This window comes from Aquabacter spiritensis, assembly GCF_004346185.1.
Classification (GTDB): domain Bacteria; phylum Pseudomonadota; class Alphaproteobacteria; order Rhizobiales; family Xanthobacteraceae; genus Aquabacter; species Aquabacter spiritensis.
The window spans coordinates 97354-111857 of record NZ_SMAI01000010.1; the positions used below are offsets into that span (position 1 = coordinate 97354).

13 protein-coding genes and 1 tRNA gene are annotated in these 14504 nt (G+C 69.0%); 10 read left to right on the forward strand and 4 right to left on the reverse strand.

Features of this window, described 5'->3' with window-relative positions; all coding sequences use genetic code 11:
- Nucleotides 1–22 precede the first annotated feature (22 nt).
- The 7 genes from EDC64_RS15625 to eutC all read left to right on the forward strand — a co-directional run bounded on the left by EDC64_RS15625 (nucleotide 23) and on the right by eutC (nucleotide 7780).
- On the forward strand, nucleotides 23–628 hold the full coding sequence (locus EDC64_RS15625; protein WP_132033012.1) for a glutathione S-transferase family protein: 606 nt from the start codon (nucleotides 23–25) through the stop codon (nucleotides 626–628).
- Between the two features lie 59 nt (nucleotides 629–687).
- Nucleotides 688–1131 (forward strand): NUDIX domain-containing protein, encoded by a 444-nt coding sequence (locus tag EDC64_RS15630; protein ID WP_132033014.1) that lies wholly within the window; start codon nucleotides 688–690, stop codon nucleotides 1129–1131.
- Between the two features lie 196 nt (nucleotides 1132–1327).
- Nucleotides 1328–2545, forward strand: coding sequence for an acyl-CoA dehydrogenase (locus EDC64_RS15635; protein ID WP_132033016.1), 1218 nt, complete (start codon nucleotides 1328–1330; stop codon nucleotides 2543–2545).
- A gap of 142 nt (nucleotides 2546–2687) precedes the next feature.
- A complete protein-coding gene (locus EDC64_RS15640) occupies nucleotides 2688–3863 on the forward strand; it encodes a CaiB/BaiF CoA transferase family protein (RefSeq protein WP_132033018.1) in 1176 nt (391 codons plus the stop codon).
- A complete protein-coding gene (locus tag EDC64_RS15645; RefSeq protein WP_132033020.1) occupies nucleotides 3860–5545 on the forward strand; it encodes a thiamine pyrophosphate-binding protein in 1686 nt (561 codons plus the stop codon). Before EDC64_RS15640 ends, EDC64_RS15645 begins: the two co-directional genes overlap by 4 nt.
- 76 nt (nucleotides 5546–5621) lie before the next feature.
- On the forward strand, nucleotides 5622–7010 hold the full coding sequence (locus tag EDC64_RS15650) for an ethanolamine ammonia-lyase subunit EutB (RefSeq protein ID WP_132033022.1): 1389 nt from the start codon (nucleotides 5622–5624) through the stop codon (nucleotides 7008–7010).
- Complete coding sequence (gene eutC, locus EDC64_RS15655) at nucleotides 7007–7780, forward strand: ethanolamine ammonia-lyase subunit EutC (protein ID WP_132033024.1); 774 nt, start codon at nucleotides 7007–7009, stop codon at nucleotides 7778–7780. Before EDC64_RS15650 ends, eutC begins: the two co-directional genes overlap by 4 nt.
- Here eutC and EDC64_RS15660 read toward each other — a convergent pair whose 3' ends face one another.
- Nucleotides 7781–8161, reverse strand: coding sequence for a hypothetical protein (locus EDC64_RS15660; protein WP_132033026.1), 381 nt, complete (start codon nucleotides 8159–8161; stop codon nucleotides 7781–7783). It lies immediately after the preceding gene.
- 250 nt (nucleotides 8162–8411) lie between these two features.
- Here EDC64_RS15660 and EDC64_RS15665 point away from each other — a divergent pair, with 250 nt between their 5' ends.
- A complete protein-coding gene (locus tag EDC64_RS15665; RefSeq protein ID WP_132033028.1) occupies nucleotides 8412–8771 on the forward strand; it encodes a hypothetical protein in 360 nt (119 codons plus the stop codon).
- A 62-nt stretch (nucleotides 8772–8833) separates the two neighbouring features.
- Here the strand turns inward: EDC64_RS15665 and EDC64_RS15670 are convergent, their stop codons facing one another.
- The gene (locus EDC64_RS15670) at nucleotides 8834–9691 is read right to left on the reverse strand and encodes an EamA family transporter (RefSeq protein ID WP_245504729.1); all 858 of its coding nucleotides are present in this window, start codon (nucleotides 9689–9691) and stop codon (nucleotides 8834–8836) included.
- A gap of 338 nt (nucleotides 9692–10029) precedes the next feature.
- Between EDC64_RS15670 and EDC64_RS15675 the strand changes: the two genes are divergently transcribed.
- Both EDC64_RS15675 and copM read left to right on the forward strand, forming a co-directional pair.
- Nucleotides 10030–13374: an autotransporter family protein gene (locus EDC64_RS15675; protein WP_132033032.1), complete on the forward strand. Its 3345-nt coding sequence runs from the start codon at nucleotides 10030–10032 to the stop codon at nucleotides 13372–13374.
- Nucleotides 13375–13438: 64 nt separating this feature from the next.
- Complete coding sequence (copM, locus tag EDC64_RS15680; protein WP_132033034.1) at nucleotides 13439–13831, forward strand: CopM family metallochaperone; 393 nt, start codon at nucleotides 13439–13441, stop codon at nucleotides 13829–13831.
- A gap of 11 nt (nucleotides 13832–13842) precedes the next feature.
- Here copM and EDC64_RS15685 read toward each other — a convergent pair.
- Both EDC64_RS15685 and EDC64_RS15690 read right to left on the reverse strand, forming a co-directional pair.
- Nucleotides 13843–13927: transfer RNA gene (locus tag EDC64_RS15685), tRNA-Leu, on the reverse strand.
- A 93-nt stretch (nucleotides 13928–14020) separates the two neighbouring features.
- Nucleotides 14021–14470, reverse strand: coding sequence for a DoxX family protein (locus EDC64_RS15690; RefSeq protein WP_132033036.1), 450 nt, complete (start codon nucleotides 14468–14470; stop codon nucleotides 14021–14023).
- Between the last annotated feature and the right edge of the window lie 34 nt (nucleotides 14471–14504).

Here is a 14504-nt window from a genome sequence, read left to right on the forward strand (position 1 = left end):
ATTTTTCACCGGAGATGCAGACATGAAGCTCTATTGGGCGCCCCAGACCCGCGCCTTCCGCACCCTCTGGCTGATGGAGGAGGCTGGCCTGCCCTATGAGCGCCAGCTCATGAGCCTGGGGGACGGATCGCTCCAGAGCGCGGCCTATCGCGCCATCAATCCGATGATGAAGGTCCCGGCTTTGGAGGATGGGCCGACCACGGTCGCGGAGAGCGGCGCCATCTGCGCCTATGTCGCCGACTTGGCGCCGGACGGAAAGCTCGCTCCGCCCATCGGCGATCCGGCACGCGGCCGCTATCTGCAAGGCCTGTTCTTCGACGCCGCCTGCGTGGAGGCGGCCTTCGTGGAGAAGCTCGCCAAGCTCGAGATCCCGGCGCGGTCCGCCGGCTGGGGCTCCTTCGACCGGGTCATGGATGTGGCGGAGACCCTGATCACGCCCGGCCCCTGGGTGCTCGGCGCGCGTTTCTCGGCCGCCGACGTGATGCTCGGCTGCGACCTCTGGTACGGCATGAATCTGCTGAAGGTGATCACCGACCGGCCGGTGCTCGAAGCCTATGTCGCGCGCTGCGTCGCGCGGCCGGCCTTCCAGCGCGCCGAGGCGATCGAGGCGGAGGCGCTCCCCGCATGAGGCGGTGAACAGGCGCGGCGCGAGGCTGCGCGTCGCGGCCCGGCCCGTTATAAGACAGCATGCTGCCGTTTCGCCCCTTGCTTCGCCGCGTCACCCACGGGGTCACTCTCGGGGTCCGCGTCCTCGTCCTGACCCCCGACGAAAGGGTGTTGATGGTGCGTCACGGTTATGGTCCCGGATGGCACCTGCCGGGCGGCGGGGTGGATGTCGGCGAGACCGCCGAGGACGCGGCGCGGCGGGAATTGCTGGAGGAGACCAATGTCGCCGCCGAAGGGCCGCTCGCGCTTCTCGGCCTGTTCTTCAATGCCGGATTCGGTGGCCGCGACCATGTCGCCTGCTATCGCGCGCCGATTTATACCTGCGGGCCACTTCCCAAGCCGCGATTCGAAATCGCCGAAATCGGCTATTTCCCGTTGCGCGCGCCGCCGCCCGACGTGTCTGGGGGAACCGCGCGGCGGCTGGCCGAAGTGCGGGGCGAGGCCCCGGTGTCGCCGCTCTGGTGAGGCGCAATGCCGCCCGCGGCGCGCCGTGCGGGCCGCGGCTTGTGCATTTGCCGGGCGCGACGAAAATCGTAATGTGCGCCGGACGATGACGGCCGCTTTCCGCAGGGCGAGGCGGCCGGCCAGGACGATCGCGGCCGCGGCCGCAGCCGCTCGGGTGCGCTGCGCCCCGGGATGCGGCGAGATGGGAGAGAAGACGATGGCCGAACCCGCGAAGCTCGATGACGTCCGCGCCGCCAAGGCCGGTTTCGACTGGCAGGACCCTTTCGATCTCGAGGGGCAGCTCACCGAGGAAGAGCGGCTGGTGCGCGACACGGCCCGGGACTATGCCCAGGAGAAGCTCCTGCCGCGCGTCACCAGCGCCTATCTGGAAGAGCGGTTCGACCGGGAGGTGTTCAACGAGATGGGCGCGCTCGGCCTGCTCGGGCCGACCATCCCCGAGGAATATGGTGGCGCCGGGCTCGGCTATGTCGCCTATGGCCTCGCCGCGCGCGAGGTGGAGCGGGTCGATTCCGGCTATCGTTCGAGCATGAGCGTCCAGTCCTCGCTCGTGATGCACCCGATCTTCGCCTATGGCAGCGAGGAGCAGCGCCGGAAATATCTGCCGAAGCTCGCCTCCGGCGAATGGATCGGCTGCTTCGGCCTCACCGAGCCGGATGCCGGCTCGGATCCCGGCGGCATGCGCACGCGGGCCGAGAAGATCGAGGGCGGCTACCGCCTCAACGGCTCCAAAATGTGGATCTCCAACGCACCGGTCGCCGACGTCGCGGTGATCTGGGCCAAGTCCTCGGCGCATGGCGACCAGATCCGCGGCTTCCTGGTCGAGCGCGGCGCGAAGGGTCTCTCCACCCCGAAGATCGAGCGCAAGCTCTCGCTCCGGGCCTCGGTCACCGGAGAGGTGGTCTTGGAGAATGTCGAGGTGCCGGAGGACAGCCTCCTGCCCAACGTGTCGGGCCTGAAGGGGCCGTTCGGTTGCCTCAACCGGGCCCGCTATGGCATCGGCTGGGGCGCCATGGGCGCGGCCGAGGCCTGCCTCCATGCGGCGCGCCAATATACGCTCGACCGCAGGCAGTTCGGCCGGCCGCTCGCCGCCACCCAATTGGTGCAGAAGAAGCTGGCGGACATGTCGACCGATATCGCCTTCGGGCTTCAGGCGTGCCTGCGGGCGGGCCGGCTGTTCGACGAGGGCCGGCTCTCCCCGGAGGCCATCTCCTATTTGAAGCGCAACAATTGCCAGAAGGCGCTCGACATCGCCCGGGTCGCGCGCGATATGCACGGCGGCAACGGCATATCGGCCGATTTCCACGTGATGCGCCACGCCGCCAACCTCGAGACGGTGAACACCTATGAGGGCACGAGCGACATTCACGCGCTGATCATCGGCCGCGCCATTACGGGGATTCAGGCGTTCTTCTGAGCACGGGCCGATCCGACCGGGTCGGTCGACCCGATCGGCGGATCGGCCTCCGACGCCGCGTCGTCGCCCTGCCGAATTGGCGGGCGCCGCGCGGCGCCCGCCTTCCGATTGATCCGACGCGACGAATTGCAGAGACCTCTTCATGGCCGCACCCCTCGCCGGCATTCGCGTGCTGGAACTCGCCCGCATCCTGGCCGGTCCCTGGGCGGGCCAATTGCTCGCCGATCTCGGGGCCGAGGTGATCAAGGTCGAACGGGCGGGGGCCGGCGACGACACCCGCGGCTGGGGGCCGCCTTTCGCGACCGGGGCGGACGGCGCGCCGATCGGCGCGGCCTATTTCCACGCCACCAACCGCGGCAAGAAATCGATCGCACTGGATTTCGAGAGTCCGGAAGGGCAGGCGACGGTGCGGGCTCTGGCGGCCGAGAGCGATGTGCTGATCGAGAATTTCAAGGTCGGCGGACTGTCCCGCTTCGGCCTCGATCATGAGACGCTGAGCGCGCTCAATCCGCGCCTGATCTATTGCTCGGTCACCGGTTTCGGCCAGACCGGTCCCTATGCGCCGCGCGCCGGCTACGATTATCTCGTCCAGGGCATGGGCGGCCTGATGGATCTCAACGGAGAGGCGGCCGGCGAGCCGCAGAAGGTCGGGGTGGCGGTCGCCGACATCTTCACCGGCCTCTATGCGACGGCCGGCATTCTCGCGGCGCTGCACCGGCGCGGCGAGACCGGCAAGGGCGCCCGGATCGACATGGCGCTGCTCGACACCCAGGTCAGCGTTCTCGCCAACCAGGCGCTCAATTTCCTCGTCTCCGGCGAGGTGCCGCACCGCATGGGCAATGCCCATCCCAACATCGTGCCCTACCAGGTGTTTCCCGCGGCGGACGGCCATCTCATCGTCGCGGTCGGCAATGACGGCCAGTTCGCGCGCTTCTGCGCCGTGCTCGGCGCCGCCGAGATCGCGCTCGACCCGAACCATCTGCACAATGCCGACCGGGTGCGCCACCGCGACACGCTCTGTGCGACGCTCGCGGCGCTGACGGCGAAATTTGCCCGGGACGATCTGCTCGCTCGGCTCGAGACCGTCGGCGTTCCCGCCGCGCCCATCAATGCGATCGATCAGGTTTTCGCGGATCCCCAGGTGATCCATCGCGGCCTGAAGGTGATGCTGCCGGAGGCGGGGGGCGGCACCGTGCCCAGCGTCGCCTGTCCGATCGTCATGGACGGCCAGCGCCTCGTCGCCTCGTCCGCCAGCCCGCGCCTCGGCGCCGACACCGCTTCCATTCTCGCTGCCCTTGCGGAGCACGCTGCGTCATGACCTCCCCCCATGCGCCCCGCACCGGCGGGCAGCTCATCGTCGACCAATTGATCGCCCAGAAGGTGGAGCGCCTCACCTGCGTCCCCGGCGAGAGCTATCTCGCGGTCCTCGACGCGCTCCACGATGCGGCGATCGATGTTCTGGTCTGCCGCAACGAGGGCGGCGCGGCGATGATGGCGGACGCCTATGGCAAGATGACCGGGCGGCCGGGCATCTGTTTCGTGACGCGCGGGCCGGGCGCGACCAATGCCAGTCCCGGGATCCATATCGCCGCTCAGGATTCGACGCCGCTCATTCTGTTCGTCGGCCAGGTCGAGCGCGGCATGCGTGGGCGCGAAGCCTTCCAGGAACTCGATTACCGCGCCGTGTTCGGCTCGATCGCAAAATGGGTGGTGGAGATCGAGGACGCCGCGCGCATCCCGGAACTGGTGGCCCGCGCGTTCCGCGTCGCGCTTCAGGGCCGCCCCGGCCCGGTGGTGGTGGCGCTGCCGGAGGACGTGCTCACCGATACCGCCAGCGTCGCCGATGCGCCTTATGTGGAGCCCGCCGCGCCCGCGCCCGCGCCCGCCGATGTGGCGCGCCTGGGCGAGATGCTGCGGGCGGCGGAGCGGCCGCTGATGATCCTCGGCGGCACCCGCTGGACCGACGCGGCGCGCGCCGATCTCGCGGCCGTCGCGGCCCGCTGCGCCCTGCCGATTGCGACCTCGTTCCGCCGGGCGGACCGCTTCCCCTCCGACCATCCCTGCTATGTCGGCGATGTCGGCATCGGCCCCAACCCGAAGCTCGCGGCCCGGGTGAAGACGGCGGATCTCCTGATCCTGCTCGGCGCGCGCATGTCGGAAATGCCGTCCTCGGCCTATACGCTGATCGACATTCCCAATCCGCGCCAGCGTCTGGTTCATGTTCATTCCGGCGCGGAGGAACTGGGCCGGGTCTATCAGCCGGAACTCGCCATCGAGGCGACGCCCGGGACCTTCGCCGCGGCGCTCGCCGCCGTGCCGGATCTGCCGCAGGGCCGGTGGGAGGAGACGACCGGCGCGGGCCATGCCGATTTCCTCGCCTGGACCGAGAGCCCCGCAGATCTGCCGGGCGACTTCCAATATGGCGCGGCGATCGCGGCGCTGCGCGATCGGCTGCCCGCGGACTGCATCATCTGTAATGGCGCGGGCAATTACGCGACCTGGATCCACCGCTATTTCCGCTTCCGCACCGGCGGGATCCAACTGGCGCCGACCTCCGGCTCGATGGGCTACGGCATTCCGGCCGGCGTCATGGCCAAGCGCCAGTTCCCCGACCGCACCGTCGTCGCCTTCGCCGGGGACGGCTGCTACCTCATGAACGGGCAGGAATTCGCCACCGCGGTCCAATATGGCGTGCCGGTCATCAACATCGTGGTCGATAACGGCATGTACGGCACGATCCGGATGCACCAGGAGCGCGAATATCCCGGCCGGGTGTCGGCGAGCACGCTGCGCAATCCCGACTTCGCCGCTTATGCGCGCGCTTTCGGCGGACATGGCGAAACGGTGCTGCGGACGGAGGATTTCCTGCCCGCCTTTGCCCGTGCACAGGCCAGCGGCCTGCCGGCGATCCTGCATTGCAAGCTCGACCCGGAGGCGCTGACCCCCATGCGCACGCTCTCGGCGATCCGGCAGGAGGCGTTGGATCGTCACGGCGGGTGAGGCAGTGCGATTTCTCTTGAGGAAGGCATGTTTCTTGCGTGTTAATTCAGGTCCGTGACCTGCGCAGAGGCGGTCCATGTCCTTCACCCATCGCATCGGCCCCAAGAGCTACGTCTTTTCGGATCTGAAGGATCTGATGGCCAAGGCGACGCCACCCCGCTCGGGCGACATGCTCGCCGGCCTTTCGGCGACGAGCGCGCAGGAGAATGTCGCGGCGCGGATGTGCCTCGCCGATCTGCCGCTCAAGCATTTCCTGTCCGAGGCGCTGATCCCCTACGAGGCGGACGAGGTCACCCGCCTCATCCTCGACACCCATGACGGGACCGCCTTCGCTCCGGTTTCGGCGATGACGGTGGGCGATTTTCGCGACTTCCTGCTGTCGGATGCGGCGACCCCAGCCGCTCTGGCCGCTCTGGCGCCGGGGCTGATGCCGGAAATGGCGGCGGCCGTGTCGAAGATCATGCGCAACCAGGACCTCGTTCTGGCCGCGCGCAAGTGCCGGGTTGTGACGCGCTTCCGCAATACGATCGGCCTGCCCGGCACGATGGCCGTCCGGCTCCAGCCGAACCACCCCACCGACGATCCGGCCGGCGTCTCCGCCACCATCCTGGACGGCCTGCTCTATGGCAGCGGCGACGCGGTGATCGGCATCAATCCCGCCTCCGACAGTCTCCCCGTCATCGAGCGGCTGCTGAACCTGATGGATGCGGTCATTTCCCGGTTCGAGATCCCGACGCAACACTGCGTTCTTACCCACATCACCACGTCCATCGACCTGATGAACCGGGGTGCGCCGGTCGATCTGGTGTTCCAGTCGATCGCCGGGACGGAGGGGGCGAACCACTCGTTCGGCGTCAGCCTCTCCGTGCTGAAGGAGGGCTACGAGGCGGCCAAGGCGCTGAAGCGCGGCACAATCGGCCAGAACGCCATGTATTTCGAGACCGGGCAGGGCTCGGCTCTGTCCGCCGGGGCACATCACGGCGTCGACCAGCAGACCTGCGAGGCGCGCGCTTATGCCGTGGCCCGCGCGTTCGAGCCACTCTTGGTCAATACTGTGGTCGGCTTTATCGGGCCGGAATATCTCTATGACGGCAAGCAGATCATCCGGGCCGGGCTGGAGGACCATTTCTGCGGCAAACTGCTCGGCGTGCCGCTCGGCTGCGACGTCTGCTACACCAACCATGCCGAGGCCGACCAGGACGACATGGACACCCTGCTCACCATGCTTGCGGCGGCGGGCGTGACCTATGTGATGGGAATTCCCGGCGCCGACGACGTGATGCTGAACTATCAGTCGACCTCGTTCCACGACGCGCTCTATGTGCGCGAAGTGTTCGGCCTGCGCCGGGCGCCGGAATTCGAAGCGTGGCTCGCGCGCATGGGGATCACCGGCGCCGACGGACGGCTGCTCACACCGAGCGCCAACCATCCGCTGCTCGGCTTCGTCGCGGAGCGGGCGGCATGATCGCGCGCGATCCCTGGCTCGCTTTCGCCCGCCATACCCCGGCGCGCATCGCGCTGGGCCGCACCGGCGCCAGCCTGCCGACCGCCGAGGTGCTGCGCTTCGCCTTGGCGCATGCGCAGGCGCGCGACGCCGTCCACATGCCGTTCGACGCCGATGCGGTGGCACGCGGCATTGCGGATCTCGGCTTTTCCGTCCTGCGCGCGGCGAGCGCGGCCCCGGCCCGCGATGTCTATCTGCGCCGCCCCGATCTCGGCCGCCGGCTCGGCGATGCGAGCCGCGTCGCACTCGCCGGCGGGTCGGGCGCGCCCGCCGATCTGGCGATCGTCGTCGCCGACGGGCTCTCCTCGGCTGCCGTCCATGCCCAGGCGGTGCCGTTCCTCGCCGCCTTCAAACCCTGGATCGCCGCGCAGGGATGGCGGTGCGCGCCGGTCGTGGTGGCCGAACAGGCCCGCGTCGCCTTAGGCGACGAGGTCGGTGTGCTCTTGAAGGCGCGGGCGGTGGCGGTGCTGATCGGCGAGCGGCCCGGCCTGTCCTCGCCCGACAGCCTCGGCCTCTATCTCACGCTCGCCCCGGCGCAGGGGCGCTCGGACGCCGAGCGCAACTGCATCTCGAACGTGCGCGGCGCCGGCCTGTCCCATGCCGCCGCCGCCTTCAAGCTCGCTTGGCTGCTGAAGGAGGCGTTCCGGCGCGGTGTCACCGGCATCGCGCTCAAAGACGAGAGCGACCTGCTGCTCGAGGGGGCGACGCCGCCGGGGCGGCTTCCCGCCTGATCAGACCGGTTCGACCGAGACGATGCGGAAGGTGTGGACGTCGTCGTCCTCGCGGACCGAGACATATTCGCCGACCTCGAACCGCTCGTCGCCGAAGCGGAAGCCGGCCTCGTCGTCGTCGGTGCCGGAAATGTCGTACCGGAACGCCCAGCTTCCGCCGGGGCGGCGCACCAGATGGCCGATCTCGTCCATTTCATCGGGCCGGAAGCGCACCACCCGGCACTGGTCGCGATGCGCGGCCCAGAGGTCGGGGAGGATATGGCCGCGTGCGTCCAGCGGGGCGACGAAGGTGTAGCCAAAGTCCCGCGCGCCGGCGGGATGCGCCTTCTCGCGCGCCAGCTCCATGCGGATTTCGCGGAAGTCGCGGGGCAGATGGGCCATGAGCATGTTCTCCTTGGGCGCTCTTGCACGGCCGGCGTCGGAACTCTCCGCCGCGCGATTCTCCGCCGCGCGCGCACCGGGCCTTATCGCCACGCGCGCCGCGAGACCGCCCCTTACTTGACCTGCCGCCCGCGCTTTGCCAGCCGGCGCGCCCCTTAAGGGATCATACGGGGGCGAAATCGCGGACGCGCCCGGGACGGACCCGGCGCGGACATGGTAGATTATGTCTTCTTTGAAGGGAGATTGCACCATGCCTGACAATCCCGCATTCCAGGCTTGGGCGCAGGCGTGGCAGGGGGCAACCCCTCCCGCAGCTTGGCCCATGACCGCCGCCCGCACCCTCTGGGTCGATCTGCCGATGGAGGCCGCCACCCGTCTTCAGCGGCTCGGCGCCACCCAGATGCAGGAGCAGATGCGCCTTTTCGCCCAGCTCTCGACGCTGGAGGGCGGCGAAGGCAACCCCATGATGAAGGAGATTGCCTTCCTGCAGCAGTCGAGCCTCGCCTGGGGCAGTGAACTTTTGCAGATCATGGAACTCTACCATGAGCGGCTGCTCAACCCGACCCGGCAGGATCCGGACGCGCCCATCGCCTATCCCAAGGCGGCGTAGTCCAAGGCCGGATCGCGGCCCGGTCGATCCGGCGGCCCTGACCTGCGGCGGCCCGCGCCGCCTCAGGTGAGAATTTCCGGGCTCGCCTTCCGCTGCGCCGACAGGCTGGACCCGGCCGAGGCGGCGACGACGAGCCCGATGGCCAGCCATTGGCTGACCGTCAGGTGCTCGCCGAGGATGATCAGTCCCGACAGGGCGCCGAGCGCCGGCTCGCCACTCATGAGAATGCTGAAGGTCTGCGTCGGCAGGCGCTTCAGCGCGAGCATCTCCAGCGAATAGGGCAGGGCGCTCGACAGCACCGCGACGGCGAGCGCCACCGGCACCAGGGACCAGGATAAGAGATCCGCGCCGGCCTGGGCGATCCCCACCGGCAGGGCAACGCAGCTCGCGATGATCATGCCGAGCGCCGCCGCCGCTCCGCCATGCACCTGCGCGCCGCTCTTCTGCCCGAACAGGATATAGACCGCCCAGCAGGCGCCGGCGGCCAGCGCGTAGCCCGCGCCGATTAGGTCGAGATCCTCGGCCGCGCCGTGGAACGGCAGGAGGAGCGCCACGCCCACCACGGCCATGGCGACGAACAGCCAGTCCAGAAGCCGCCGCGACCCCGCCACCGCGACCGCCAGCGGCCCGGTGAATTCGAGCGCCACGGCAACCCCGAGCGGGATGCGCGCGAGCGACATGTAGAACAGCAGGTTCATGCCCCCGAGCGCAGCGCCGTAGAGCAGGATCGCGCGCCAGGCACCGCGCGGCGGCAGATGGCGCCACGGCCGCCACACCACGGCGAGGATCAGGCTCGCGAACACCAGGCGGAGCGTGGTCGCCCCCGCCGGTCCCACCGCGGGGAACAAGCTCTTGCCGATTGCCGCCCCGGTCTGGATCGAGGCCATGGCGACGACGACGCCGACGAGGGCCAGCGACATTCCGGCGGCCGGCGGCACCTTTGTCGCATGAGAAGAGAGCATGGTGGAAACCGAGAAGGGCGGGGCACCGGGATGCCGGCGCGGACCTGTCTTTACGCCAAGAGGAAGCGCACGCACATCCATCAGTTTCTGCGCGGGAGGTCTGCGTTCACTGCGGGGAAGGCGAAAACAACCCGTCGGTCGCGGCGTGTCCCGGCCGTCGGCTGTTGCCCAGAGTTTAAGAACGCGCTTTCCTTAACGAGAGGGCGGCGGGGCGGGAAATCGGGCACGGAATCGTCCAAAAGGGAGGGGCAGCGTTGCGGGACAGGGTCGGAGGACTTGCCGACGCTCGGAGGGCCGTGCCACGCCGCGTGCCGGCTTCGACGCGCGAAGACAGCTTAAGACGACTGCGCGCGCGCTTCCTGGCGGGCACGGCCGCGACGGTGCTCCTCTGGGCGGCCCCCGCGAGGGCGGACAGCTTTCCGCTCCAATATGCCGTCGATTCGGATTCCTCTCTCCGGCTGCTCGTCTATGTCGGGATCGGCGACGGGGCGCCGAAACCCTATCTGTTCGATACCGGATCCTCTTCTTTCAATTTCGCTTATGATCCGAGCTGGGTTCCCCCGGCGACGTCGACCCTCGTCGGCAGCATTCCCTATCTCTACGGCGACGGCACCTACGGCTTCCTGCTAAATCAGGTGACCTATCCTTCGCTCACCTTCTACACTCCGGCAGGCGCTCCGGTGCAGACGCTCACCGCGCCGGGGGCGGGATTCCAGGTCGCGCAGGGCACCTATATCGTCACGACCGGCGGCACCGGGCCGGTCCTCTACACCAATGCCGACAATGTGCCGTACTCCGAGTCGCTGGCCTGGGCGCAGGCTCTGGCGGCCGGGCAGGCGCCCATGGCTGGCACCTTCTACGGCGTCTTCGGCGCCGGGGCCTTCGTCTCGCATCAAGGCGGCGCGACGCTCGGGGGCGTGCTGGGTCAGGCGACGACGTCCGGCTATGTGGTGGCCGCGAACGGCCCCGCCGGCCTGCCGTGCAGCCCCTGCGTCACGCTCGGGCTGACACCCGAGCTGCGCGCGCAGTTCACGACCCTGGTGCCCTGGAGCGAGAGCGGATCGAACTTCCCGGTTTCCGGCGCGAATGGCGGCACCGAATTCAATCTGGTCTTCACCTATGCCCTCAGCGCGCCGGGTCTCGCCACCGTCACCTGGGCCTCCCCCACTTTGCTCGACACCGGCACGGAGTTGATCGAAATTTCGACCTCCGCGGACATTGCGAGCTATGTCACCCCGAGCACGGGCGCGGTGATCGCCGGCAGCACGCTCACGGTCGCCGCGGCGGTGCCGGGCGCCGCCGCGACGGCGATCGTCTCGGCGCCCGACGCGCCGCTTCCCACCGATCTCATTCAGACCATAGGGAACGGTGTAGGAATCCTCGGGATCGCTTTCTTCACGCAGAATTCGGTGCTGTTCGACCTCGAAAACATGGTGATCGGCTACACCTCCAGCTTCGTCACCGACATGCCGATGACGACACCCGTCACGATCGGTCCGGAGATCGGACCGATCGGGTTGGCGGGCGTCGTTTCGGGCAGCGGCGGGCTCGGCGTCGCGGCCGGCGGCGTGCTCACCTTGAGCGCGGCGAACACCTATACTGGCGGCACCGGGGTCGCCGCTGGCGGCTGGCTCGCGCTCGCCGGCCCCGGCAGCATCGCCGCCTCGGCCGGCCTCCAGCTGGACGGCACGCTGGATATCTCCCGCACCGCCTCGGGTGCCGCCGTCGCAATGCTTTCCGGAAATGGCGTCGTCGATCTCGGCGCCCAGACCCTAACCATCACCGCTGGGACAGGCCTGTTCTCCGGCAGCCTCCGTGACGGCGGCATCGGCGGTGGCACGGGCGGCGGGCTGATCATTGCCGGCGGCATCCAGCAATTGAGCGGCACCAGCACCTATACCGGTGGGACTGCGATCGCCGCCGGCGCCGGTCTGGTCCTGAGCGGGGCGCTCCAGGGCCTGGTGGTGAACAACGGATCGCTCGACAATTCCGGCGCCATCGACGGACCGGTCCTCAATGCCGGGCTTTTCGTAAATAACGGGCGCGTCACCGGGTCGGTGCTGGACACGGGGCTTTTGACCGGTACCGGCTATATCGGCGGCGCCCTGGTGGTGAACGGCCGGGTCGCACCGGGCAATTCGATCGGCGCTATGGCGGTCAACGGCAATGTCGCGTTTCAGCCGGGCTCCGCTTTTATCGCGGAGCTCGGAGCTTCGGGCACGAGCGATCTTCTCGCCGTGGATGGCAGCGTATCGGTCGAAGGCGGAACGCTGGCGCTCGTGCCGGGCACCGGCTTCAGCCCCACGCTCGGCGCCCGCTACGTCGTGCTGACCGCAGCAGGAGGAATCGCCGGCAGCTTTGCGCTCGATCCGACCTATTTCGGCACGGCGGGCTCGGTCCTCCCCTTCCTCGCGCCCGATGTCGTTTCGGACGGGACGGCGATGGGGCTGACGCTGGTCCGCAGCCTTGTGCCGTTCACCGCCCTCGCGCGGACCCCCAACGAAATCGGCGCGGCGACCGGAGCCGCCGGCCTCGGAGATCGAACGCTGCTGAACCGCGCGCTGGTCGGCGTGACGCGGGATCAGGCGCCGGCCGCCTTCGACGCGCTGTCGGGCGAGGTCTATCCCTCCGCGCTGTCGGTGCTGCAAAGCGAGAGCCTGATCCTGCGGCGGGCGGTGCTCGATCGTGCGGCCGCGCCGCTGCGGGATCCCAAGCCCGGCGCGTTCGCAGGCGTTTCGCCCCCGGGCGTACCCGGCGATCCCGACGCCTTTTGGGCGCAAGGGTTCGGCGCATGGAGCCGGATCGACGGAAACGGCAATGCGGCCACCGTGTCGGGCGATACCGGCGGCGTCCTGGTCGGCTATGATCGCGGCTTCACGCTCGGCGAGGGCGACGTGCGGGCGGGCTTCGCCGCCGGCTATTCCGCCGGCTCCTATCAGGTCGATGCGCGGTCCTCGGGCTTTTCGACCGACACCGCCCATGTCGCGCTTTATGGCGGCGCGGCCGTCGGCGCGCTCGGCGTGCGCCTCGGCGGCGCCTATAGCTGGACCGATCTCGCCGCCAGCCGGACCGTCGCCTTTCCCGGATTTGCCGATGCCGTGACAGCCGACACGTCGGCTCGCACCGCTCAGGTGTTCGGGGAGATCGGCTATGCATTCGCCTTGGCCGGGCAGGCAGTTCCAGGGCAAAGGCCCGCAGCCTCCGGCACTGCGGGGCTGGAAGTGGAGCCGTTCGTCGGCCTCGCTTATGTCGATGTGGCAATGGACGGCTTCACCGAGACCGGCGGCGTGGCGGCGCTGACGGGGCGCGGATCACAGGCCGGCGTGACCTATTCCACCCTCGGCGCGCGGCTGAGCGCCCCGCTCGCCTTCGGCGTGGCGGCGGCACGGTTTCGCGGCACACTCGCCTGGCAGCACGCCTTCGGCGATACGGCGCCCGAGACCCTGATCGCCTTCGGAGCCGCCGCCACGTTGCCGTTTGCGATTTCCGGCGTTCCCGTCGCGGCCGACTCGGCGCTGGTGGAAGCGGGCCTCGACATCGCCTTCACCCCCGCGGCGACGCTTTCGGTTTTCTATGCCGGCCAGTTGGCGCAAGCTGAGACCAGCAATCTGGTCAAGGGGACTTTCTCCCTGCGGTTCTAAGCCGCGATCGGCGCGTTCGCACGCCGAGGCCCGCATACGCCCACCACCGAACGGAAGCGACATCATGCGCAAACGCACGGCCAAATTCTCGACCAAGGTTTCGGTCGCCAGTCTCCTCATCGGCCTGAGTCTCGCGAGCGGGGTCGGCGCGCAGACCACGCCGCATGCCGGGCATGGCGATGCCGGCTCCGGGCCGGCGGAGGCGCCTTCCACCCGAGCCTTCAAGGCCGCCGATGCCGCCATGATGACGGCCATGGCCGTGCCCTATACCGGCGATGCGGACGTCGATTTCCGCACTCACATGATCCCGCATCATCAAGGGGCGATCGACATGGCCAAGGTCGCTCTGGCCTACGCCACGGACCCGGGAACCAAGGAGATGGCTCTGAAGATCATCGCCGATCAGGAAAAGGAGATCGCCGAGATGCGGGCCTGGCTGGCCGCGCGCCAGAAGTAGCACGCAAGCCTTGGTGCGGACGGCGGGACTCGAACCCGCACGCCTAACGGCGCAAGATTTTAAGTCTCGTGCGTCTACCGATTCCGCCACGTCCGCTGCGGCGGCGACCTTAAGCGGGGGGCGGGGGGAGGGGAACCCCCCTGACGGCCGGGAGCGCCCGCCGCGCAGGCTTGTCCCCGGCCCGCCGCTTCAGGGCGTCGCGGGGCCAGGCGAGAGCGAGCGGGGCGCTTTGGCGGCGCGGGTGCGGTGGGAGAGGATCGCGCCGGTCATCAGGCCGCCGATCAGGCTCACATGCTCGACAGCGACGCGGAAATGCATCACGGCCTCGTCGCCGCTGGCCGCCCAGAAGGGATGGGCGAGCGGGATGGTGAGGACCAGGAACACGCCAAGCGCGCCATAGCCCAGCCAGGCCGCGACATTGGCGATGATCAGCACCGAACTGACCAGCAAAGTCGCGATCGTGAGAATGGCGAAGACGGCCGGCGGATTGAGCCCGACATGCGCCATCTCGGCGACCGCAGCGTCGAAATGGTTGAGCTTGTCGAGCCCGGCGCCCCAGAAGACGAAGGTCAGGACGATGCGGGCGAAGATCGCGAAGGCGCGCGAGTCGAGAAGACCGGCGATGAGGGATGGCGTCATGTCCGCCTCTTGTGCGTGAAAGCCTTGCTGTGAC